This is a genomic window from Bradyrhizobium sp. RD5-C2 (assembly GCF_019972155.1).
Taxonomy (GTDB): Bacteria; Pseudomonadota; Alphaproteobacteria; order Rhizobiales; family Xanthobacteraceae; genus Bradyrhizobium.
In genome coordinates this window covers 1-23,006 of the sequence record NZ_BOVL01000013.1, presented here as the reverse complement: position 1 = coordinate 23,006, position 23,006 = coordinate 1, and the positions used below count along the sequence as shown (strand labels likewise).

15 protein-coding genes, 1 tRNA gene and 1 pseudogene are annotated in these 23,006 nt (G+C 61.0%); 9 read left to right on the top strand and 8 right to left on the bottom strand.

Translation table 11 applies throughout. The features are described from left to right. Nucleotides 1-25: 25 nt before the first annotated feature. Nucleotides 26-259: a DUF6894 family protein gene (locus BraRD5C2_RS16825; RefSeq protein ID WP_223969836.1), complete on the bottom strand. Its 234-nt coding sequence runs from the start codon at nt 257-259 to the stop codon at nt 26-28. Between the two features lie 598 nt (nt 260-857). On the opposite strand from BraRD5C2_RS16825, the gene rpsU reads away from it, so the two are divergent. Beyond that, nucleotides 858-1,154, top strand: a complete 297-nt coding sequence (rpsU, locus tag BraRD5C2_RS16820) for a 30S ribosomal protein S21 (protein WP_223969835.1) — start codon at nt 858-860, stop codon at nt 1,152-1,154. Nucleotides 1,155-1,609: 455 nt separating this feature from the next. On the opposite strand, the gene BraRD5C2_RS16815 is transcribed toward rpsU, so the two are convergent. Continuing rightward, a complete protein-coding gene (locus tag BraRD5C2_RS16815) occupies nt 1,610-3,388 on the bottom strand; it encodes an acyl-CoA dehydrogenase (RefSeq protein ID WP_223969834.1) in 1,779 nt (592 codons plus the stop codon). A 221-nt stretch (nt 3,389-3,609) separates the two neighbouring features. Between BraRD5C2_RS16815 and BraRD5C2_RS16810 the strand changes: the two genes are divergently transcribed. Next, nucleotides 3,610-3,684 (top strand) — tRNA-Gln (locus tag BraRD5C2_RS16810). Nucleotides 3,685-4,000: 316 nt separating this feature from the next. On the opposite strand, the gene BraRD5C2_RS16805 is transcribed toward BraRD5C2_RS16810, so the two are convergent. The 6 genes from BraRD5C2_RS16805 to BraRD5C2_RS16780 form a co-directional block, all read right to left on the bottom strand. After that, nucleotides 4,001-5,893 carry an HAD-IIIC family phosphatase gene (locus tag BraRD5C2_RS16805; protein ID WP_223969833.1) on the bottom strand — a complete coding sequence of 631 codons (1,893 nt, stop codon included), beginning with the start codon at nt 5,891-5,893 and terminating at the stop codon, nt 4,001-4,003. Nucleotides 5,894-5,935: 42 nt separating this feature from the next. Beyond that, on the bottom strand, nt 5,936-6,364 hold the full coding sequence (locus tag BraRD5C2_RS16800) for a MaoC/PaaZ C-terminal domain-containing protein (protein WP_223969832.1): 429 nt from the start codon (nt 6,362-6,364) through the stop codon (nt 5,936-5,938). Continuing rightward, nucleotides 6,361-6,606: an acyl carrier protein gene (locus tag BraRD5C2_RS16795; protein ID WP_157345131.1), complete on the bottom strand. Its 246-nt coding sequence runs from the start codon at nt 6,604-6,606 to the stop codon at nt 6,361-6,363. Before BraRD5C2_RS16795 ends, BraRD5C2_RS16800 begins: the two co-directional genes overlap by 4 nt. Nucleotides 6,607-6,723: 117 nt before the next feature. Next, nucleotides 6,724-7,839: a hypothetical protein gene (locus BraRD5C2_RS16790; RefSeq protein ID WP_223969831.1), complete on the bottom strand. Its 1,116-nt coding sequence runs from the start codon at nt 7,837-7,839 to the stop codon at nt 6,724-6,726. Between the two features lie 116 nt (nt 7,840-7,955). Next, the gene (locus BraRD5C2_RS16785) at nt 7,956-9,173 is read right to left on the bottom strand and encodes an MBOAT family O-acyltransferase (RefSeq protein ID WP_223969830.1); all 1,218 of its coding nucleotides are present in this window, start codon (nt 9,171-9,173) and stop codon (nt 7,956-7,958) included. Nucleotides 9,174-9,200: 27 nt separating this feature from the next. Next, nucleotides 9,201-10,055 carry a methyltransferase domain-containing protein gene (locus tag BraRD5C2_RS16780; protein WP_223969829.1) on the bottom strand — a complete coding sequence of 285 codons (855 nt, stop codon included), beginning with the start codon at nt 10,053-10,055 and terminating at the stop codon, nt 9,201-9,203. 321 nt (nt 10,056-10,376) lie between these two features. Between BraRD5C2_RS16780 and BraRD5C2_RS16775 the strand changes: the two genes are divergently transcribed. From BraRD5C2_RS16775 to BraRD5C2_RS16745, 7 genes and pseudogenes are all read left to right on the top strand, one after another. After that, nucleotides 10,377-10,817 carry a hypothetical protein gene (locus BraRD5C2_RS16775; protein WP_223969828.1) on the top strand — a complete coding sequence of 147 codons (441 nt, stop codon included), beginning with the start codon at nt 10,377-10,379 and terminating at the stop codon, nt 10,815-10,817. Nucleotides 10,818-10,846: 29 nt separating this feature from the next. Then, a complete protein-coding gene (locus tag BraRD5C2_RS16770) occupies nt 10,847-13,033 on the top strand; it encodes a hypothetical protein (RefSeq protein ID WP_223969827.1) in 2,187 nt (728 codons plus the stop codon). Further along, nucleotides 13,030-15,750, top strand: a complete 2,721-nt coding sequence (locus BraRD5C2_RS16765) for a carboxypeptidase-like regulatory domain-containing protein (protein ID WP_223969826.1) — start codon at nt 13,030-13,032, stop codon at nt 15,748-15,750. Before BraRD5C2_RS16770 ends, BraRD5C2_RS16765 begins: the two co-directional genes overlap by 4 nt. Before the next feature lie 71 nt (nt 15,751-15,821). Further along, a complete protein-coding gene (locus tag BraRD5C2_RS16760; protein WP_223969825.1) occupies nt 15,822-16,088 on the top strand; it encodes a hypothetical protein in 267 nt (88 codons plus the stop codon). A 335-nt stretch (nt 16,089-16,423) separates the two neighbouring features. Further along, complete coding sequence (locus tag BraRD5C2_RS16755) at nt 16,424-19,528, top strand: DEAD/DEAH box helicase (RefSeq protein ID WP_223970107.1); 3,105 nt, start codon at nt 16,424-16,426, stop codon at nt 19,526-19,528. A gap of 843 nt (nt 19,529-20,371) precedes the next feature. Next, the gene (locus tag BraRD5C2_RS16750; RefSeq protein ID WP_223969824.1) at nt 20,372-21,946 is read left to right on the top strand and encodes a porin; all 1,575 of its coding nucleotides are present in this window, start codon (nt 20,372-20,374) and stop codon (nt 21,944-21,946) included. Between the two features lie 740 nt (nt 21,947-22,686). Continuing rightward, a pseudogene (locus tag BraRD5C2_RS16745) lies at nt 22,687-23,006 on the top strand (hypothetical protein); the annotation flags it as partial.

Here is a 23,006-nt window from a genome sequence, read left to right as displayed (position 1 = left end):
GACGTTGGGTTGCGCGCTGACGCACCTAATGCCGCGTTATGCCGCGATTGAGGCTGACCTGAAACAGCGGCCCCTCGTTCGTGCGGACCTCGAACACCAGCAGACTGTGTTTGTCCAACGGCGGGTTGTCTTTCGCCATGCTGAGCAATGACTGCATCGCTTCGTGGGCAGCAGTCTCCTCGTCGCGCAGCTCGATCCCCTGCCTGTCGGCATAGAGCTCTTCGCCGTTGCGGATATCGAAATAATAGCGGGTTGCCAATTGCGGCTCCCTCTTTGCGATGGGAGCTGCCCAGGCTCTCGAGTGTCGGCGCGCTGAATTCACCCGGCAGCGCCACACTCTGCGTCAGGAGGTCCGAATTTGCTATTCAACAATGATATCGATTCGCGGAACCGCTCACGCGCTCGCTCGGGTGACCCGCTCTCGTCTCCCGGCTACGATCTCAAACGCTTGAACCGCGAGAGATAAATCCCGGAACTGGCAATTGCGCCTTGCATAGCTGAGATAAGTGTATACTTGTGTCGGATCGACTGGCCTTGAGCCTTGTAGATCGGTCCGTGCGGACCCTTTTCCAAAGACATCGTCGGATGAAGGTGAGAACGCGTGCTTGCAGCACTGCGGCTGAACTTTCGTCATGTTGTTGATCGGCTGCCGTTTCACGGATGTACTGGAATGGCAGTGCGGCCCGCTCTGTCACCGATGGAGCGGGCTTTCGTATTTGTCCGTTCAATGTACCGAGAGCGTTTTCGAGCGAAGTGGGTACCGGTTCGCGTGAAGAAAACGCGTCAAACGAGAAGCTAGAGCTTCGGTTCTGATTCAATCAGAACTGAAAGGGTTCAGCGCCGCGAGAGGTGATCCATTGCAGGTTCTTGTCAGGGACAACAATATCGACCAGGCGCTGCGCGTTCTGAAGAAGAGGCTGCAGCGTGAGGGCGTCTTCAGGGAGATGAAGCGCCGCCGATCGTTCGAAAAGCCTTCGGAAAAACGGATTCGAGAGAAGGCGGAGGCCGTGCGGCGAGCGCGCAAGCTTGCCCGCAAGCAGGCGATCCGCGAGGGATTGATTGCGGCTCCGCCGAGGAAGCCCAAAGTATTGACGCCGAAATTCTCTGCACCCGGCCAATCGCCACCGCGAACAAGCGGCTCGCCGGAGCGTTAGTCCGTACCGCAATCCAGTTGGAGGGAGCGTGCAAGATGACGCAGCGACCTTATCGAGGCAACGGATGCCTCCAGGAACGTCTCTCCGATGAAATCTGCCGTCGGCGAGACCAGGATCGGCATGTTCGATCGAGGGACGAAAAGCGACGGCAGCGTGCGCAAAATCTAGCCGGCGCGGCCATCAACGCAATGGCCGATCATTCGGCCAGCAGGATCGATCAGTCTGCCCGCAAGCGTGATTTGCTGGACGGCCCCAGGGAGTTTCGCTCGTCTCGCTGGGATCGTTGATCGGCATCCGGCTTCCCTGCGCCCTCCGCTCAAGAGAGGGCGGAACGAGAGCTCGGATTAATCGGGTCACTCGAACGCGAAAGTATGGTCCACCGGCAGCGCAACGTGCTGGCTTTCGCCAGGACGACTACGATGAGTTCCGCCTGTGCCCGGGCGACATTGCGAGGCCTACCCCGCCAGCACCGCATCCGCACCGGTCACCGCCTCGGCGCTCTCCGTCACGGTCTTTTCCAGTGACGGCGCCTGCACAGAGGTGTTCTCGGCGAAGAAGCGCGCCAATGCGACGTAGCGCTGCGGCTCGGCTTCGCCGTTGGCCTTCGCGGCCAGCGCCTCGCCGGCAAGCATGCAGCCGCCGAGCGTGGCGCCGAACAGCCGCAAATAGGGCGTCGCGCCGGCCAGCGCCTCGTTCGGCGCGGAGGCCAGCCGCTCGAGCAGCCATTTGCTGGCGCGCTCCAGCGCGGCATGGGCGTCGCGGAGCTTGGCGCCGGTGGTGCCGAACGCCGGATCGTTGGAGGTCTCGACCTGCTTAATGGTGGCGGCGAGCTCGTCGAGCAGCGCCCACACTGATGCGCCGCCATTGGCGCCGAGCTTGCGGGTGACGAGGTCGATCGACTGGATGCCGTTGGTGCCTTCATAGATCGAGGTGATGCGGGCATCGCGGTAATGCTGCGCGGCGCCGGTCTCCTCGATGAAGCCCATGCCGCCATGGACCTGCACGCCGAGATAGGCTACCTCGTTGCCGATGTCGGTGGAGAACGCCTTGGCGATCGGGGTCAGCAGCGCGCCGCGTGCCGCGGCGTCGGCGCGCACCTTGGCGTCGTTGGCGCGCACCGAGACGTCGAGCGCGACCGCGGTGGCGTAGCAGATCGTGCGCGCCGCCGCCGTCATGCTGCGCATCTGCATCAGCATGCGCTTGACGTCGGGATGCACGATGATCGGATCCATGCCGTCGCCCTTGTGCCCGATCGCCTTGCCCTGGCGGCGCTCCTGCGCATAGGCCAGCGCCTGCTGATAGGCGCGGTCGGCAATGCCGACGCCTTCGAGGCCGACGCCGAGGCGGGCCTGGTTCATCATCGTGAACATGCAGCGCATGCCCGCGTTTTCCTCGCCGATCAGAAAGCCGATCGCGCCGCCCTTGTCGCCCATGGTCATGGTGCAGGTCGGCGAAGCGTGCATGCCGAGCTTGTGCTCGACGCCGCTCGCATGGATGTCGTTGCGCTCGCCGAGCGAGCCGTCGGCATTGACCATGAATTTCGGAACCAGGAACAGCGAGATTCCCTTGGTGCCGGCGGGCGCATCGGGCAATCGTGCGAGCACGAAGTGCACGATGTTGTCGGTCATGTCGTGCTCGCCATAGGTGATGAAGATCTTGGTGCCCTTGATGCGGTAGGTGCCGTCACCTGCGCGTTCGGCGCGGGTGCGCAGCGCGCCGACGTCGGAGCCGGCGTTGGGCTCGGTGAGTTGCATGGTGCCGGTCCATTCGCCGGTAACGAGCTTCTCGAGATAGACCTTCTTCAGCTCGGCGCTGCCATGGGCATCGAGCGCCTCGATCGCGGACAGCGTCAGCAAGGGGCAGAGGCCGAAGGCAACGTTCGATGCGCTCCAGATCTCGGTGCAGGCGGCGTTGATCGCGAGCGGCAGGCCCTGGCCGCCGAACGCTTCCGGCCCCGACACCGCGTTCCATCCCGCTGCGGTCCAGCGCTGATAGGCGTCGGGCCAGCCGGGTGCGGTCGTCACCTTGCCGTTGTCGAGCTTGATGCCGTGCTCGTCGCCGACCTTGTTCAGTGGCGCCAGCACATCGGAGGCGAACTTGCCGGCTTCTTCCAGCACCGCAGCGGTGATGTCGGCATCGAAATCGCCGTAGTGGCCGGCCGCCACGGCGGCAGCGAGCCCCGCACCATGGTTGAGGGACAGCAGGATATCGTTGATCGGCGCACGGTAGGTCATGGCGTTACTCCCGACGAGGCGTTTGGAAATTGTCTTCCCATGAAACAAGCGGCCTCTCAACTGTCCGAGCGGACATCGCCCGGTCCGTTTCGGCCACCGCAGCGTCGCCCTTATAATAAGGGTGCCGGTATCAACCTGCGGCTTTCGTGCCTTTTCGCGCGCCACCCTGTTGAAAAGGCCGGACTCACCCTATAGACCGGCGTGGCCTTCGATCGGCGCGTTGGGGCGTAGCCAAGCGGTAAGGCAGCGGATTTTGATTCCGCCATTCGGAGGTTCGATCCCTCCCGCCCCAGCCATTCGCGCGACATCAGTTAAGTATCTGAAAAATCACATGTGTAGGCCAGAATTGGTCGGCTTCCGCAGGTTGGCGTCAGTCTTCGCCATGTCGACGGCGTCCGGGGCGAAAGCCTTGGAAGTGGTTCGCCCGCCGCTGCAAGTTCCCGTTTTTGCGAGCGATCCCGGGGAGGCCGATTCGATCGCGCCTGCCAGCCGAGACAGTCTTCTTCGTTGACTGTCTTCGGCACGGAGAGCGAGGCGCGGCCAGCCGGCGCGCGATCGGGCTGCCGTGGCTACCGCTCCGGGGTCTGCAGCGCGGCGTACGAACGCCGGATTTCAGGCATTCGCGGCGTTGTCGCGAATAACCTCGAACGGCAAGGAGGGGACGTCGTATTCGGTGATGTCCAGCTTCCAGATGCGGTGGTCATCCGTACCGCCGGCCGGCGCAAATCCGAGCTTCTTGTATAGGTCGCGCACCAACCCGTTCTTGGCGGTGGGCAGGTAGCTTCCCTCGAGCGTGTCGACGCCATTCAAACGGCAATGGCGGACGAGCTCGGCAATGATGGCTTCCTCAACCCGTCGCCCGAGGACCCGGCAGCTCATCAACCAGGTGTCGATGTCGTAGGTCGTGTCCTTCTTTCGCGCGATCACGACGCCGATGACCCCGTTGTCACCAAAGCGGTCGCGAAGCCTGATCTGGAAGGTCAGGCAATCGGGCGAACGCGACATGGTCTCGACTTCGGAATGCGTGTAGCGCCGCGTCGTCAGATTGAACTGATTGGTCTTGTTGATGAGCTGCGCGATCCGCCCCAGATTGACGGCATCGAACGCGTGGAATTCGATCGTCATGCCGAGCGACGCCAGGAATTCTTCCATGTCGCGGGACTTGGCCGACAGCTCCGCGCGCTGGGCATTTGCCTGATAGAGGTCGCCGCGCTGACGATCCTCTTCGGAAAACGTCACGGCTTCGAAATAGCCCGCGTTCAGGAGCGTGCGCGCATAGAGCGAAGGATCGGTGGGCAGCTCGGGCACCGCCACCATCGGCAGCGCCTTTCGGACCTGGCTCCGCTCGGCGGGGTTGTCGTCGAGCAGCACCATGGAATCCAGCCCGATGTTAAGCGTCTTGGCGATGGCTTCGATGTTGGTGGCCTTGTCGCTCCAGTTGGCCTGAAAGACCGCAATATGCTCCAGCTTCAGCGACATCTCGGGATGCTCCCGGAACGGCTGTCGCGCGACTTCATCCGTATTCTTCGAGGATACCGCCAGGATGACGCCGCGATCGCGCAGCTGAAGCGCCGTTCGCTGGATTTCGGTGAAGGCCTCGCCGACCCCGTCGCCCTGACCGAGAACGATCCCTTCCAGTCCGTCGTCGCCGATCGTGCCGCCCCAGAGCGTGTTGTCGAGATCGAGCACGAGGCATTTGCGGGCGTTGCCGCGGATGGCGCCGAGCAGCCGTCCGACATATTCAACGTAGACTGGCACCATCGTCTGCGCGAATGGCAGCTTGTAGAGATTCCATTGAACGGGATTGTGCCAATTCTGGGTGCCGATCGATTCCGCCAACGCGGCGACGTCGAGGATGTAGTCACCGCGCTTCGCGGCGAGCTCACGAAGCCCGTCGTTGAAATCCTGGATCTGGCGGCGCATCGACATGGGTACTTGCGCGTCCATGCTTCCGAACAGTGGCTGCGGAGGGCAGGCAACGGTCTGGAAAATGACCGGCACACCGGCGCCGCGCTCGAGACCTTCGCGTATCATGCCCACGTAGTCGAGGGCGGACTGGTTCGACGCGCCGCTGCCGCCGTTGTTGAGGGGCAACCCGTGGAAATCGAGCGCCAGCAGAACGGCGTCCGGTTTGCAGGAGTTGATCGCGGAGGATGGATCGAGCGCTTCCTGCGCAACCTGATCGTAATCAGCCTGGGTGACGCGGAGCATGACGCCATGACGCGCGGCACCAGCGGCAAGCGCAGGGGTGAACAGGCACGTCGTACCGTTGCCGAGCAATCCAAGATGAAATTCGCGAAGCGGCGAAATCGCCTTCTTCTTGGTTCGCGCGCGTTCGATGCTCTTCGAAAGGCGCGTGAGCTGGTCCGTGTTGAGGTTCTTGGCGGCAAGTGCGGCGATCTCGGCGCCGTTCGGCTCATCGGTTGCGTCAAGCGCGCTGCATAGCGCCTTGAAATCCGCCGGCGGCGCCTCTAACCAGGGCAGTTCTTGAAGCTGAAACGTCATGGCGTTGTGACCAGGATGATGTCAGTTGTGACCAAGATAGTGTCATTCATCTAGAAGTTTGGATCCGGCGGTGCCGCTGGCGATCAACTTCTCACCCGCGTACACCCGAAACTTCAGGCTGACGGTGTGGGTGGATTGCGACACATGAGTAAGCTCGCCGTTAAAAGTCGCTTCCTCGTCGATGTAGAGCGGCTTGTTGAAGTCGATCCGCCAGCTCGTCGCCAGCCCGAGGTCGCCCGGCAAGTGCATTCCGACCAGATGCGAAAGTCTGGCGACTGTGAGCGCGCCGTACACCACGGGCCCTGCGAATCCGCGGCTTCGTGCGAATTCGGAATCGATATGAATGCGGCTCGAATCTCCCGACAGCTTTCGGAAGGTATCCATCTCGCTCTGACCGATCCGGAACGGAAGCGAGACGGTCATGCCTTCCTTAAGCTCGTTCCACAGCAGCACTCGTGGCTGTTCGCTCAACGCGCAGCTCTTTGACGAATGACGTTGACGAACTCGCCGACGTTCTTCAGGGCAGCAACCTCGCCAGTCGAGAACTGGATCTTGAACTCCACCTCGACAGCGACGACCAGCCGAATATTGCTGAGGCTGTCCCACGCCGGCACTTCGGCCGCGGTCATTTCCGGATGCGGCGTCAGCGTGTCGTCGTCGAAGACGTCCCGGAAAATCGGCGTGAGGCGGGAATAGATTTCCTCGTCAGTCATCACAATCATCCCATGATTTGGGTGAGACGGCGGCGTCGAAATTGCCGAGCAAGCCCCGTAAAATCCGCCTTTTCGGCGCGAGAACTAGCAGATGGCTCCGCCATTCACAAGGCTCCCTCATCGTCTTCCGATCATGGCGTCCAGGGGCGGGCCCAGTTCCGCGCTCAGTTGGGCGTAGCCGGCCTTATCGAGATGGACGTGATCGAGGAATTCGGACGCTGGAAGGGTAGCGAGCGGCCCGACGTAAACTCGCTCCGGAGGCCGCGGTGAGATGATTTGCACGAGTTGAGCCTGCAGCTCGGCAAACTTTTGCTTCGGAAGCAGGTCGGGCAATACTTTGGGATTCTCGGTCGCGTAGAAGATCAGCGTGGGCTGCTTTGCCTCCGACACGCGGCGCAGGATCCGATCCAGGGCCTGTCGTTGCGGGTTGTCCGGGGCCAGATCGATCTTCTCGTACCGCGCTCGTGCCCGCATCAGCAGCACGACATCGCCAAGGTCATCGCTCGTGGCCCCGGTCGAGCCTTGCAGCCATTTGTCCGCGGCATCTCGCAGGCCCACCAGGAAGTTGAAGGGACTGCCGTCGAACCACAGGGCTTGGAGATAATCGCGAGACCGGTACAGAAACCACCAGTTGGCGAGTGCGTCGTGGCTCCATCGCGTGATTCCGCCATCCTTGCCGGTGGAATAGGTACCGTTGGCATCCACGGAGAGGGTGTCCAACCAGAGACGGGTTCTGGTTTCACCTTCCCGATCGAAATCCCGGGAGAAAGACCGCAGGCTCAGATCGAACACGATGGCATCCGGCTTCGAGGGCAGCACGATGCGCACAAGGTTCTCAAGGTCGGTCGGAAGCGTTCCGTTCATGCCGAAGTTGGCGACGAGTACTTTTTGACCGGGATGCTTTTCGGCAAGCCAATTCTGCAACTGGTTCGACAAGGTATGCGCCTGCCAGTCAGCATCGCCCTTGTCCCGCATGGCGCGGCCGAAGATCAAGGAGTCGCCCAGGACGGCAACCTTCAGTCCGTCGAACTTTCGAAACTCTTCGAGCTTGGCATAAAGAGCTGTCGGTGACTGGACGTCGATCGTTGCCCGAAAGATGCCGCTGGCTGGGGCGGCCACTCGCAGGACAACATCCAGGCAGGCCAGTATCGCGATCAGCGCGACAACCGTCACTCCCAACCGGGAGAGGACGTCGCGGCCCCGGGATCCCTTTGTTTTTGGAGTCTCGACCATCAGCGTTCAGAAATTCTGGTAAACGAACAGGGCTTGGCCGGTGTTCGACAGCAGCACGATGATGGCGATCTTCGCGGCCAGCCACACGATCTTGAGAATGTCATCGCGTCCCAATGTCATGGATACAGCCCCAGCATCTTGCCGTAGATCGCGCCCCACTCCGAGTAGGACTTGAGCCAAAGGATCAGCGTTGTCGAGACGAATGCGTAGACGAGAAAGCGGCGGAGATAGATCGAAGGCCCAGTGGCGACCGGCCCCTTCTTGACACCGACATATTTGCGGACGAGCTGGCTCGCAACCAGGGCTCCGCCGTGCACCGTGCCGAAGGCCAGAAAGCCCCACGTCACTCCATGCCAAAGCGCGATCAGGATCATCGAGAGGAAGTACACGGCCGATATCAAGGCAAACTGAATGCTGCGTGGCGCTTTCTTGATGACAATGAAGTTGAGCGGCGTGAAGACGTAGTCTCTCACCAGCGTGCTGAGCGAGATGTGCCACCGATTCCAGAATTCCTGGATCGTCGTTGAATCGAACGGCCGATTGAAGTTTTCAATCAACCTGAAGCCCATCAGCGAGGCTGTGCCGATCACGATGTCGCAGTAGCCGCTAAAATCGAGATAGATGAGGCCGAGCTGAGCCAGGGCCCCCACCCACAACATCGGCCCCGACATTTGCGTGGCATTGTCGAATGAAAAGATGCCGAACGCCGAGAGATTGTCGGCGATGACGAACTTCTTGATCATCCCGTTGGCGATGCGATGAAGCGCGGGGATGACTGCCTTGGAATCGAAGACAGGAGACGCCAGCTGCTGCTCGAAGCTCCGATAACGCTCGATCGGGCCGGCCAGCAACGCGGGAAAGAACAGCACGTAGGTGCAGAATCGAAGGAAGCTCGGCCGTTCGATGAATTCCACTTCCATCAGGTAGCTCACGCAACGGAACACCATGTAGGAAATGCCGATGATGTGGACCGGCATGTAATGGAACGGGTTGGCCCCTCCCAACAGTCGGGGGTCTCGCGCGAGAAACAGGAAGATCCAGAGCAACGCTACGACGAGCAGTTGCGCTTCCATGGTAAAGCGCGCGCCGCGTTGCTTGCGAAACAGGCCGATCCCGTATGAAACGGCAAGGAAGGCCGCCAGGACGATGATCGACGCCGGATCGAAGCCGAAGCTGACGAAGAATGCGAAGCTCAGCAGCAGCAGGGCGACACTGCGCGCCATCTGCAGACTGACGGCGCAGCAGATGATGATGGCGGCCGCCGATATGTACAGAAACTCGAAGCTGTTCAGGGAGGGCCCGCTAACGACGGCGGCCGCTGATTGGAAAAGCATGGCATCCCTTCTCGACGCAACGAGTCCCTAGCGGGGCCGCCGTCCAACAGCCACGCAGTTGATCGTCAGGCGGTCCTTCAGGCACCGCTCGAGGCGATAGCCCGTCATCGGGAACAGCTCGCTCTTCTCGATCTCGAAGCCCGCCGACGTCATGAGGTCGATCATCTCCTGCGGCTTGTCGATGAGGTAGAGATGATCGGGAGCAGGGCTGTTGGCAGGCATGTTCACGAGGATCCGTCCGCCGGGCTTCAGATAGCGGATCAGAGATCGCAGAGCCTTGAGTGGGTCCTCAAGATGCTCGAGCAACTCGCTCACGACGATGCTGTCGAAGGTGTCGCGTTGATCGGGCGCGTCGAACATGTCCTGGCGGACCAGCTCGATCTCGTCACTGACGCCGATCACTTCAAGCGTGCGCCGCGTGGCTGCGATGGCGCCTTCGCTGACGTCCCAACCCACGATCGAGCCGGATCGAGGATCCGTTGCCGTCAGATAGAGCAGCGCGCCATGACCGGGCCCGACCTCGAGATGACGATAGCCTTCCGGGAGCATCGGCAGGTACTGGCTGCGATAGAAGGTCAGCGCGCAGGCGTGGTTGTGCCAGAACACGCCCGACAGCAGCAGCCCGTTCATGTATTTTTCCATGACGTCGGGCTTCGAATAGACGTCGCGAACGGCCTCACTGAATTTGGAGCGCTCATAGCGTCCATGGCGCCGGAAGAACAATTCGGCTTCCAGGATCATGTTCTCGCAGAAGTACCGGTAGTCGTGGCAAATCTTGTCGATGGTTCCGAAGTGATGCAGCGCGATCTTGGTGACGAGTTGCGATGATGCCTCGGTGTCGCGCATGACCTCGAGCGACCTGTTGCCGAGACTGGTCGCCAAGGTAGCCTCGTGCTGCGGCCACGCGGCAATCTGTCGCTCAACAAGTGCTGTAAGGTAGGGATACGCAGCAATATCGATCTCTGCGATTCTCGACCGCCGCACGATGTCCGTGGAACCAGTCACTTGACCACCCTTTGGTTGAAAACATCGCCCTTCTGACATAGCCGGGCTTGTCCGTGCAAGGCCTTGAACTGGGATAATTCTTCTCGACCGCCAGGCCGTAGGGTATCCCGGCGAGGCAGGGCGGAAGCCGGTGGCCAATTGATAGCTTGACGGAGCCAAAAAGCTCGGCCAGATAGCCCCAAAATCAAGGGCCGGAACATGAAAAGCCGCTTCCGAAGCGCATTTGGCCTGCTGCGTCAGGCCGTCATCATGGGGACGCTGTCGTTGGCAGGAATTTCCTTTGCCTTCGCGGCTGCCGCGCCACTTGTGGTAGAGAAAGAACACCGGGTGGCGGCGGCCAAAGACGACCGCCTCATCCTCGTGTTGGACCTGAAGCCGAACCTTGTCGATTTACAAAAATCCGGCGCGGAGGCTTCCGATCTCATCAGGGCCACCGCCGCCCGCTACGCCAAGGATTACCTCGCGCAACCCGAGTTCAGCTCGAGTCCGAAAGTCGTGGTCTATTTGATCTCGGTCGAAAGCATGGATGAGTACAACCGCGCCAAGTTCGACGGCATGAAGCGGTTTGGCACCATCGCCTTCGAGAAAAAGGGCGACGAGGTCGTGCTAACCGAAGACAAGCTCTCCTTTGGCCCATAACGGCTACAGCTCTCTCCCTGGGACATCGCTTGCTCAACATGACGAGTTCGAAGCTTAGAAGGACGATTGCCGGTATCATCCTGGTCGTCGCAGTTTGCGGCGGCATAGCGGCAACGGTCGAGAAGACGCGCAGATACATCAATCAGCGGGTCGATCGCATGTTGGCTGAACGCGCTCCGCCCAAGCCGGAAGTTCCTCCTCCTCCGCCGCCTCCGCCTGCTCCAACGCCATCGGCCTTCGACAAGAAGGCGGAGATTGAGCTTCACCAGTTGTCGGCGCGCGTCGCGACGCTGGAGTCGTTGCTGGCCGGCGCCGGAGGCACGCTCGTCGACCAAACGCCGGATGCGAGTGAGTATCGCGGGCGCGGCGCACCGGTTTTTGCGATGCTTGATGCCGTGGGGCCCTATCGCAAGAACGGGCTCTTCGAGATTTACGGCGGCAACTTTCGCGAAAGGCGCTCTGGCCCAATCAGCGTCACCGAAGCGGATTTCGAGATCACCCATGGACAGGCGTGGCTGATCTGGTCACCCGACTTCACTCCGGCGAGGGATGCCACCCATTTACAGATCAAGTTCGCGGCCCCTCCGACGACAGGTAAGCTGACAGTCGGATTTATTCTCAATGACGGACAATCTCTCGCTTGGGCACTGGATCTGCCCGCCAAGAGCCCGGAGCCGGCAGGTCTGCTTCCGCCGGTTGTTCCCGACGACATCGTCACGCGTGCCAACAACGCGCAGGTGGTCGGAGACATAAAGCTTGCCGGGAGCCAGGTGACCGTCCCGCTACCTCCCAACGTCCTCCTGAACCTGAGAAACGGTCAGACGAAGGCGATCTCGCAATGGTTCGTGAAGGTCGATGGTGCGGCCGGAACGACCATGCGTTTTCAGACGCTCGCTCTGGTTCGGCCGGCGCCGCCGCCAACCAGCAACGGCGTCGCTTTGGCAGGCAAGGTGGTCGGCGGCGCGATTGCGCCGAACACGTCGATCGAATTGCTGGACGAATCCGGCGCCACGACAAAGGGCGTGCTCGCGGCGGACGGTAGCTTCGTGTTCACCGCGCTAGATCCGACGAAGCCGGTATCCCTTCGCCTCAGACGCGAAGAGTTCGAGCATTCCGCAACGCTCGGTCGATGGTTCGTTCCGTCGTATGATCGCGATGATCTCGTCATCGACGTGCGTCCGATCTACGTCAATGAGGACGGCCATGCTCCTGATTCAGCCCGCGCGAAATTCATAGGCGCCCGCAAGCCGTCTCCGTACGCCGCGTTCTACGAACCGCATAGCCGCCAATACTGGCCAGGCGCCGGCACGGTCCAGGAGTACGATTCGACCACATTCGTGAACAACCAGGGTTACGTCGACCGGGACCGCTTCTTCGACAATCCCGATAATTGCATCCGTCTTGCCAGTACGGGTGGCAGCGACATGGTCGCCCTGCAAGTCCGCCCGTTCGAGAAGGTCAATATTCTTCTCGAGGAAAGTCTCGGCGTGGCCATGCATAGATGCGTCGAGGTCATCTCCGCCGCGACCGACAATGGCGACATCGGGACGAACTATCCAAGAATTCGGGACTACACTTCGAAGTTCGGAGTTCAGGGCACTTTGGTATCGATGCTTGCGGGGCTGGTCTCGCAGGTCAGTCCAACGATGCTGCGCGACGGATTGGGATTCGATCCGGAGAACAGCCCGCTTCCGAATTTCCTCCATGATGCAAGCGGTGCATTGACCTTCCGGACCGCCTCGCCGGTTTTTGCGGTATTCACCGTCAAGCCGACTCTGCCGGAATATGTCAAAGGAATTCCATTCGGCACGGCGTTGACAGTGCCTTTCGATGTTATGCCGCAACCCGGCAAGGAGGCATTCCAGTACTGGACCGACATCGTCTCATATATCGAGAAGCACCACCCTGGTCAGAATTTCATATTTCATACCGGGGTCGATCAGGCACAGTGCCGGAATAATTGTGAGATCACGCTGACCTTGGCCGACGGCACCAAAGTTGCCGCGGGCGCAAAGGGCTTTGTCAGAAATATAACAGAGTACTGCGCCAGAAACGGATACACCTGCGTGAACCCCAACTTCTCCGGGAAATACGGGGACGTGCCGAGGCTGCTGACATTTCAACACGACGGACATTACTCGAAACTCGGACATCAATGGCTCGCGCAGGAGCTGACGGCGCCATTGGCTAAAATCCTTTCCGATACGTCGAGATGAAAAAGCCGGGCGCCTATCTGATCGTTCTGCGCCTGATTGTAGCGCTCGGATGCTGTGCGCTCGGCCCGGCATCAGCCCTTGCCGATGGCGGGAAACCGGATGCTCCGGTTCGCCTGTTGCCGTACCCGTTCTCGCATATCGTCAGCTTTGCCGCAGACACCGACGCGCTTCGCCCCTGGCACGGCGCTGCCATTCATCGCTTCTTCAATGAAGAACTCGGTTTGACGATATCCGACTCGCTTTGGCCGCAGGGTCGCGAGGAAATCTCGGCGTTCTTTGTCGGCCCGGGACAGTTGAATCGATACCCTTCGGGCATCGGCTCAGAACCCACGTTTGCCCTGCTTCTGCGAGAGTGGCATCGCGGAAACATCGATCATTTCCACAGCTGGCACGAGGACTCTCCATTTCCTGTTCGAACGGAGATTCAGCCGGCGCTTTCCCTGTCCGCGGCACGATCGAGCCTGAGTATATCTTCTGTTGGCCTGCCTCCTCAGCCAAGCCGTAACGTGAGATTCTATTTCTCCGCGGCTCCGCCCGCCGACCTTTCGATCATGTTACACGATAGCAAAGGCGGATCGAGCATTTTTGGTCCGGGAGACATCGCTCGCGGACAAGACATTCAGTTTGAGGTCGGACCGCTCGGCTGGATCGTCGAGGTGATCGTCCCACTTCAATCGAACAGCGTGGCGCACCCTGTAGATCCGATGTCGCTAGACCGGATTGAATTTATCGCGCCGTCGTGTGCGACCGGCTGTTCCGCTTCCCTCACCAGAGTGGAGCGTGATCACTTCAGCCGGTACACGGTTCTGTCCGAAATCCCGTGGCTGGAAGCGTGGAACGTTCGCCCCGCCATACTGACGTCCCACGGTGGCAACACGCTTATTCAGGACTTCGGCGTTCCAGGACAGGTTGCGAAATTTGTTGCGTTCGACAACCCCGCCCTCGTCGATACGCATGCTCCGCTTGCTGACCAGAAGCAGAGCCATGCCTACCATTCCGACCTTTTGAGAAAGCTTGGTGTGCTCTCGGTCTGGTCCTATTTTCCTGCCGATGTGAAGGACATATTCGCTGTTCCTGACGGACCTGAAGTCCAGCACGGGCTGCTGCCGCTCTCATCGACCTACGAGCAGCTCTACAATTTGCCTCGTGCACAGCCGCCACCGCTCGACACCGACAGCGAAGACAAGTTCGATGCGTCGGCGCGAACCGTGCTCGCGGATATTCCCGAGGACGAAAGGAAGGAGCTCTATTGCGGACCGAGCTGCAACGTGTCCCAGGGCAACGCCCTCGCAATGCTGATTGCATCTCACCTCCAGTCGATCAATCGCGGCAAGAAAGTGAAGGGCCTGATCTACACCCATTTCGGCTCCGAAGAAGGAACGGCGGTTTTTCGGACCTCGCCGGAGGAGCCGGTGACGCCGGCCGTTCGGAAATGGATGCGACGGTTTGCGAACTACGTCTATGACTTTGACGGCTCGATCGGTATTGGCCGGCGCATCTGGTCACCTCCGGCGAACACGTGGGTCCGGTACCAGGTGATGCATTCCAACATCGCCTCCCATCTCGCAATCGACAAATCCGCGATCTCGATCACGCCATGGACAGATCCGGTCACGCAAACAACCTGGCCCGATATGCACGCCGGTACGCGCGACCTTCACGGCCTCACGGTGTATGTTCCGGATGTCGAACATGCGTCGGTGAGGATCGGCGACAAGGAGACGCAATCATTTACCCGCAACCCGCCGGATGAAACCGGCAGGACGTCGATCACATTGGTCGACGATCAGGTGCCGACCCCGATTATCGGCCGGGTATCTTTGAATGACCGCGCAAGTGTCGAAGTCAAATCAGGACATTTCGCCGACGCATCGGCAGCCAATTCCTACGTCAGTCTTGCGACCGACACGTCCGGCGACGCAGGCGTCGTGATCAAACCCTGGAGGCTCGACCTCTGGAACACGAGCCACCTGCAGCTTGCTGTTCGCAAGCGCTGTTCAGCCAAGAATGGCGCGAGCTGCCTTGGATCCCGTTTCAAGGTCGAATTGCTGATGCAGGACGGCGGCACGGTTTCCATTCTGGAAGATCAGGCGCCGGATCGGCGTGTGCCGTCCAGCACGTGGTCTGTTCCGCGTTTGAAGAAGCTCGACGAGTGGGTGTCGCATACGCTCGATGTGACGCAGTTGGCCTGGTCCAAATTCATCGACGAGGGCGACGACTGGCGTCGGCCCGGCCTCCCGCTCGGAAGGGTCAAGGAGGTGAGGGTATCGTTGATGAACGCGCCTGCCGGCACGACGCTCGATGTGCAAAATTTCAGGGCTTTGCGGCCCTCCGGGAACGGTCAAGCTTCGGACGGGTCCAAGTTGGTCGCTGGCCGTGTCACGCTCGACGGCTGGACGCCCGCGCCGGGTGTGCAAGTTCGAGCGGCGGCAGAGTCCGGACGCGTCACCTCGACCGCGACCGATCAGGACGGGTACTATTTTTTCCCCGGCCAGCCGAGCGGGCAGATCGTGAGCATCCGCGCCCAACTGGGCGCACGGCAGTGCTTCCCAAGACAGGGGCGCCGCATCGAGATCGGCAAGGACGAGGCCGAGCTCGACATTGAATTGGGGCGGAGCCTGCAATTCTCGAGCAGGTCATCTCCGTCTCCAGCCAATACCGCCGCCGATCCACAAGCTTGCGAGGCGATGCCTGGACTTTTGGCGCAAGAGCGGTAGTTGCTCAATATCGCTTGAGCGAGCAGCCTCCGCTGTGTTGACCTGCGAAAGATTTCTGCGGGTTAGGGCACATGAATCGTCGCAGTTCACCGAGCGCTCTCGCGTCGCGCGACGTCGCGTCAGCTCATCGCGTGTATCGCAAGCGCAAGCTCTGCCGGATCGCCCGGCGCGAACTCGCGGTGCTGCGCACATTCACGCATCGCATTGCGGACGAGACAATCACAACGGGAGACGCCACAAAACTGCAGTGGCGCGAGCGCCGATGTGGCTCATACCCGAAAGACAATTCGAGCCGGCGCGATGCGCAGCTGGCTTGCGGTGATTTTTCGGGCGGGTGAATTCTCGGATGCCCGGGTGGCGCGATCTGATGTGAAAGCTGGATTACAATAAGGATGGCGGTGCGGAGCGAGACATTCGCCGATGCCGCAATTGATCTTGAACCCGCGGCTATCCAACGCGAGTGCGAGGCTGTAATGAGGGCGCTGGCCGCGTGCGTCGGGGGGCGCCGGCGGCCCGCGATCGACCGGAGATGCTTGTCTCGGGGCGATCGAGCTTGCGCAATAACGATGGATTTGACGTGGCGAAGACCAAGAAGGCCCGCGCGGCTGCTGGCGCGAAGAAGAACAGCAAGGGATCGACGCGTTCCGGGATCTCATCTTCCTCGCCACTCGGCATGCTGGCGCTGCATCTTCTCGAGCAATGGAAGAAGTCCGGGCGCGACGGCATCGTCTTTCTTGCGGAGAGCGAGAACCGGGCGGAGCGCCTCGGCAGCGTGCTGCATTCGCTCGATCCTTCGCTCGAGGTGCTGGTGTTCCCAAGGCTGAATACCTTGCCGTTCGACGGGCTGGAGCCGTCGCGCGAGATCGCCGGCCGGCGGAGTTCGGTGTTGCGGCGTCTTGCGAAGAGTAGGAAGCCGGTCTTCCTGGTTTCGACGGCCGAGGCGATCATGGAACGGTTGCCGCTGCCCGCGAGCTGGGGCCGCATCAGCATCAGCCTGAAGGTCGGCGCGCGCTATGCCGAGCAGGATCTCAAGGATCGTCTGGAAGCTATTGGATACGATCTCGACGAAGAGGCGGATTATCCCGGAAGCGTCCTGTTCCACGGAATGACGTTCGAAGTGTTTCCTGCCGGCGCGCTTGGGCCGTACAGAATCGAGCATTCCGGTGGCGTGATCCGCAGGATCGCTGGCGTCGATCCCAACGAGCACGACGTCGTCTTCGATACCCAGGAATTGCTCATCGATCCGATGTCGGAACGGATCGCGTTGGAAGGCAAGCGGGCCCAGCGGGCGGCGCTGCCGGATTATTGTCAGCGCGCGCGCTGGATCGCGGACGCGGGAGTTTCAGGTCACGCCGATAGCTGGCTGAGCACGATCAAGGAGGCGGCCGGCCGCAGAGAGGCGGACCGCGAGTATTTTGCGCCCGCCGACTGGAAGCGGCTGAACAAATCCATGAGTGCGCTGCCTCGCAAGGCGGCGTTCATCCCGACGCCTGATTTCTCGAAGGTCGCCTCGTCGCGAAAAGCGCTCCGCGCATTTGTCGCCGACACGCAGCGCGCCGGATCGCGGCTGCTGTTTGTTGCGGCGGTGGAGGACGACCTGCGCGCGATCGAGCGCATGAGCGGGATCAAGGCGGAGCGCGTCACCGACTGGAGCGAGGCGGCGAAGGGGCGGGGCGGCGAAGCGGCGCTGCTGGCTGACTTCGACACCGGCTTCATCGGTGCGGGCCGCAAGCCGCTTGTGGTCGTCACGGCGACCGACGTGCTCGGCAGCCGGGCGCATCATCCGCAGCCGATGGCCAGAGCCTCGAGTGCGGCCTTCGATCATCCCGACGTGCCGGAGCGCGGCGCGGTCGTCGTTCATCTGCCACGCGGGTTGGCCGTGCTCGATGGTTTGCAGACCTACGACATGGGGAAGGGATCATCGCGCGAGATGATCCGCCTGGCATTTGCCGGGGATGATGCCGTGCTCGTTCCGCCCGCCGATCTTGCGCTGATCTGGCCGTATGCGGCGGAGCGCGGCAGGCTGACATTGGACAAGGCGGACGGCAGCACGTGGTGGGCGCGGCGGACCAGGGCGGAGCAGGAAATTCAACTTGCCGCCAAGGCGCTTGCCAAGCACATCGCGCAGCGACGCCGACGGCGCGCGCCCAGGCTGGTCGCTCCCGGACCAGCATACGAGCGGTTCGTCGCGCGCTTTCCTTATTTCACGACCGTCGACCAGGCGAAGGCGATCCGGGACGTGCTGGATGATCTGGCCTCGGGTCATCCGATGGATCGGGTCGTCTGCGGCGACGTCGGGTTTGGCAAGACCGAGGTTGCCTTGCGCGCGGCGGCGGCCGTTGCCCTGTCAGGCAAGCAGGTTGCCGTCGTTGTGCCGACGACCGTTCTGGCAAGACAGCACGTCGCGACGTTCCGCAAACGGTTTGCCCCGCTCGGCATCGAAGTCGGAAGCCTGTCGCGCGCGACGTCGGCTGCGGAGATGAAGCAGACCAAGGAAGCCCTGCGAAGCGGAAAGATGAAGGTCGTGGTCGGCACGCAGGCGATCGCAGCGAAGGACGTGAAATTCGCCAAGCTGAGCCTGGTCGTTGTCGACGAAGAGCAGCACTTCGGGGCGGCGGAGAAGGCCAAGCTTTCCGGTCTGGCGAAGAGCGTCCATACGCTCTGGATGAGTGCCACGCCGATCCCGCGCACGCTTGCGGCCGGTCTTGCCGGATTCAGGGACCTGAGCGTGATCGCGTCCCCGCCGGTCCATCGGCTTCCGGTCGTGACCAGGATTGCGCCGCTTTCGGACGCCGCCATTGCCGCTGCACTGCTGCGCGAGCAGCGACGTCACGGGCAAAGCTTCCTGATCTGTCCACGCATCCAGGATATCGATCCGCTGTTGGCGCGCGTGCAGGCCGTGGCGCCGGAACTGCGCATCGTTTGCCTGCACGGCAAGCTGCCGGCCGATGAGCTTGACGACCGAATGATGAGCTTCGTCGAAGGCGAGGCCGACGTGTTGCTGGCGACCAACATCGTGGAAAGCGGTCTCGACATTCCGCGGGCGAACACCATCGTGGTCTGTTGGCCGGAAAAGTTTGGTCTGGCACAGCTCCACCAACTCAGGGGGCGGGTGGGGCGCGGTGGCACGCGCGCCTTCGCGTCCATGCTGACGGAATCGAACTCGGAGCAATCGGGCAAGCGTTTGGCCGTGCTCGAGGAGTTCAGCAGGCCGGGCGCTGGCTTTGCGATCAGCGAGCGCGATCTGGACCTCAGAGGCGCCGGAGATCTGCTTTCCGAGCGGCAGTCCGGCCACGTGCAGGTGTTCGGGCCGGTGCTCTATAGCCATCTTCTGAAGCAGGCCTCGGAGAAGGCGAACGACCGCTCCGCGGATCTGTGGGTGCCCGATCTCAACCTTCCACTCGCGGATCTGCTGCCCAGGAGTTATGTGCAATCGGAATCCATGCGCCTTGAAATCTATGGCCGCGTCGCGAGGTGCCGGAGCGAAGACGATCTGGAAGATCTGGAAGACGAGACCTCTCGCCGCTTCGGCAAGCTGCCGTCGGCCGCCCGGGATTTCTTCGCGGCGGCCAGGCTCAGGATCGATTGCAAGCGGCGAGGTATCGTGAGGCTCGACGTCGGGCCGGAGGCCGTCGCAGCGACGTTTCTGCCGGGGAGGCTGCCTAAATCAAGAGCACGATCGCTCCAGCGCGACGGCGATCGCGTCTTCTATTCAGGCAAGACAAACGAACCGCCGTTCGAGCGAATCGACGATCTGCTCGATATCTTGGACGAGTGAGTACGACGTTACTCCTGGCCAAGCCTTCGTCGTTGGCGTTCCCCGATACGAACGATCACGCCGCCGCTTCGCAGCGCTTGCTGACTCTCTTCAGCGACGAGTCTCGTGACTGAATCGGACTGCATCGCGTCTTGTGAGTGCATTGCGCGTGCAGTGGAGATATTTCATCGCGCGGTGGCTACGGAGAACAAATCAACTGATCCCGCACGCTGACATCGCGGTGACATGTAGCGCCGGTAGTGCACATGTGAGGCGGTCCGTCCGCCGTCTTCCAGCCTGCACCGAGCAATCGGAATGCCCCCTTCCAGGCGCGAGTCGACGGTATTTGAGGCGGGCTATGTCATTCAGATACCGGGGTTTTCGGGCCGAAAAATTGTGCACCGAGCCGGAATCAGCGGCGCCGGAACGGGCTCCGATTTTCGCTTTCTCCATAGGAAGACGCGTTTTGCACACCGTTCCGCCCGATGTTGCCCGAACTTGTGCCCGCTAGCGGTATCTCAAATATTCTTTTTGTATTTCAATGACTTGTTGATATGCTGCAGTTCAAATACCCGTGATATTTGTGCAACATTTGCCCGAAAACAGCCGTAACTTACCTCAACGCGAGCGGTCTTTTGTTGCGTGATCGGGGGCCTTCTGTCTCTTATGGAACTGCGACGGAGGGGGGCATCCCAAGGTCGTCCCGTTTTAGGTGGTTCGCTTAAGTCCCTCGCGTTCATGCGGGTGTGTCCGAAGGCGCGAAGCGACTGAGCGGGGATTTAAGGGACAAAGGGAACCAACCTAGGGTGTTTTACCCGGCGGATCCGGAACCTTCCCTGAGATAGAGCAACTTGGAGGTTTAACATGAAGATGGTTAAGAGCCTTATCCTCGGCTCGGCGGCGGCTCTCGTCGCGGTCGGCGGAGCTCAGGCGGCCGATCTTCCCGTCAAGGCCAAAGCGGTCGAGTACGTGAAGGTTTGCTCCCTGTATGGTCCCGGTTTCTACTACATCCCGGGCACCGATACCTGTATCAAGCTGGGCGGCTACCTGCGTGTGGACGTTTTGGCGAACACCAACTCGGACAACACGGGCAACACCTCGGGCGCTGGCGCGGCGAACAACCGCTTCACCAACGGCTACACCTGGCGCTCTCGTGAAGACCTGAACATCGATACGCGCACCGCGACCGAGTACGGCGTCGTCCGTACCTTCTTCGATGCGACGTTCTCGTGGACGACCGACACCTACGCCGGCCAAGGCAACGGCGCGACCGTTTACTCGCCGATCGGCACTGCTTCGGCTCCGAACAACGCCAACTCCGGCGGCGTTGCAGGCGGTACGGTTGGCGTCTACTACGCCTTCATCCAGTTCGCCGGCTTCACCATGGGTAAGGCGGTCTCGCAGTTCTCGGCTCCGTGGGCCAACTATCCGGGCAACAACTTCGACGGTCTCGTCGGCGGCGGCGGTACGATCACTGGTGTGAACCAGTTCACCTACACCGCTCAGTTCGGCAACGGCGTGTCGCTGTCTCTGTCGGCTCAGGATCAGACGGCCTACTATCAGGCTGGTGTGGCCAATCTTGGCGCCCTCAGCCCGATTGGTGCTGCTATCGGCGCTACCGGTCCTTTCGGCGCGAGCGATTACGCTGGCACGATCGCACCGGACTTCGTCGCGATGCTGCGCGTCGACCAGGCTTGGGGTCTGTTCCAGGCGTCGTTCGCGGCGCATGACAACCACGCGGCCTACTACGGCGGCACTGAGTTGACCGGCCATCCGGACGACAGATGGGGTTGGGCAGGTCAGTTGGCCTTGTCGATCAAGAACCTCCCGACCGGACCTGGCGACACCATCAACTTGCAAGGCGTCTATACGGACGGTGCGACGCGCTACAACATCCAGGACCTTGCCGGTTCGGCCGGTGGGAACACCATTTATGGTGGCACCAATCTGCCCGGCGCCTATCAGAGCGTAGGGTTCGGCATTGCGCCTGACTCGGTGTTCGCGACCGGAACGCAGCAGCAGCTGGTTCAGACCTGGGGCTTCCGCGGTGCATACGTGCACAACTGGAACCCCTACTGGAACACGTCGATCTACGGTGCTTATGCTGCTGTCATGTATAACGACACGGCCAAGGTGCTCATCTGCGGTGTTGGCGGCGTGGGTGGTTCGCTCCGGAGCGCACTTGCTCCCGCGGGCAGCGGAGCTGCTATAACGACCTGCAACCCCGACTACAACATTGCGCAGATCGGCACGCAGACCCAGTGGACCCCGGTCAAGAACCTGACCTTCACGGCAGACCTGACCTACACCCACCTGGATCAGAAGGCCGAAGGTACAGTCGTGGCGCCCAGCGCTCCCATTGGCAAGCCCACAGCTTTGTACGAGCTGAAGGACCAGAATACGCTTCTCCTGATGCTCCGCGCTCAGCGCAACTGGTAATACCGGTTGACCTGATTGCAAGCTAACAGAGCCCCCGGTGGAAACGCCGGGGGTTTTGCTTTGCTCGGTGGTGACTGCTCGCTAGCCATTTTTCTTTCGCGCGACGTCATAATTGGGTCATTGACGCAGACCCATCCACGGCGGACGTTTGTCCTGCCATGACGGTAGCCCAACGAATAGTTCGTATAATCCGCGAGCAGCCAGGTCTCACAGAGCGCCAACTTGCTGAGCGCATCTTCGGGGAGGGAGCCTCCATACAGCGCGTCAATCCAACGTGCCGAAAGCTAGTGGCGATGGGTTGGCTGGAACGACATGGCCGAGGATGGGCGGCAGACCCGTTCACCTATCATCCTGCGAAACCTAACCTCTGAGCCGAGAGAGTTCAGCTGATCCGTTTATCTCGACGAAGGGCTATGAAAAAGGGATCGCAAGGATCCGAAAATGCTCATAGGGAGCGTCTATAAGGCGAGTTACAAATTGATCTAACGCTCGTTAAACGAGCGCCCCAGCATAACGAAATTCTGTGACATTGAAGCTTGTTCTCCCCGGAATTCCATAAGCCGATAAAGAACTTTCAAGCCATAGTTGTTCTGCTGGCGTGTGTCAGAGACAACAAAAAGCCCTGTCCTCCAGCCACTTCTTAGTCTGCTAGCGACCGTGGACGTTCACGCTTGTTCGCGAAAACGCGCTTGAATGGCTGCGACGCATTGATGTAGTCCGTCAGGAGATCGGAGCGCCCAATGTCCACCACCAACAAGCTGACGCTCAATTTCCGCTGCCCGGCGGGGCTTGAGGGGCTAATACCGCGGCCCATTCCGGCAGCGCAGGGCATTCCCGACTGGCTCAAGACCATGCCGGCAACGGCCTTCTCCTCGATCAACCTGCACGACGAGGACACCATCAAGCGCTGCCCGCCATTCGTTGACGCGATGACCTGCGGGTTCCTGCTGCCACTGGTCTGCGATCTCAAGGTCGAGGACGGCGAAATCACCTGGGATCACGACCTGCCGCCGGGAGGCACACCCGAATTTCCGCGCTCGCCGATCGGATTTCACGACCC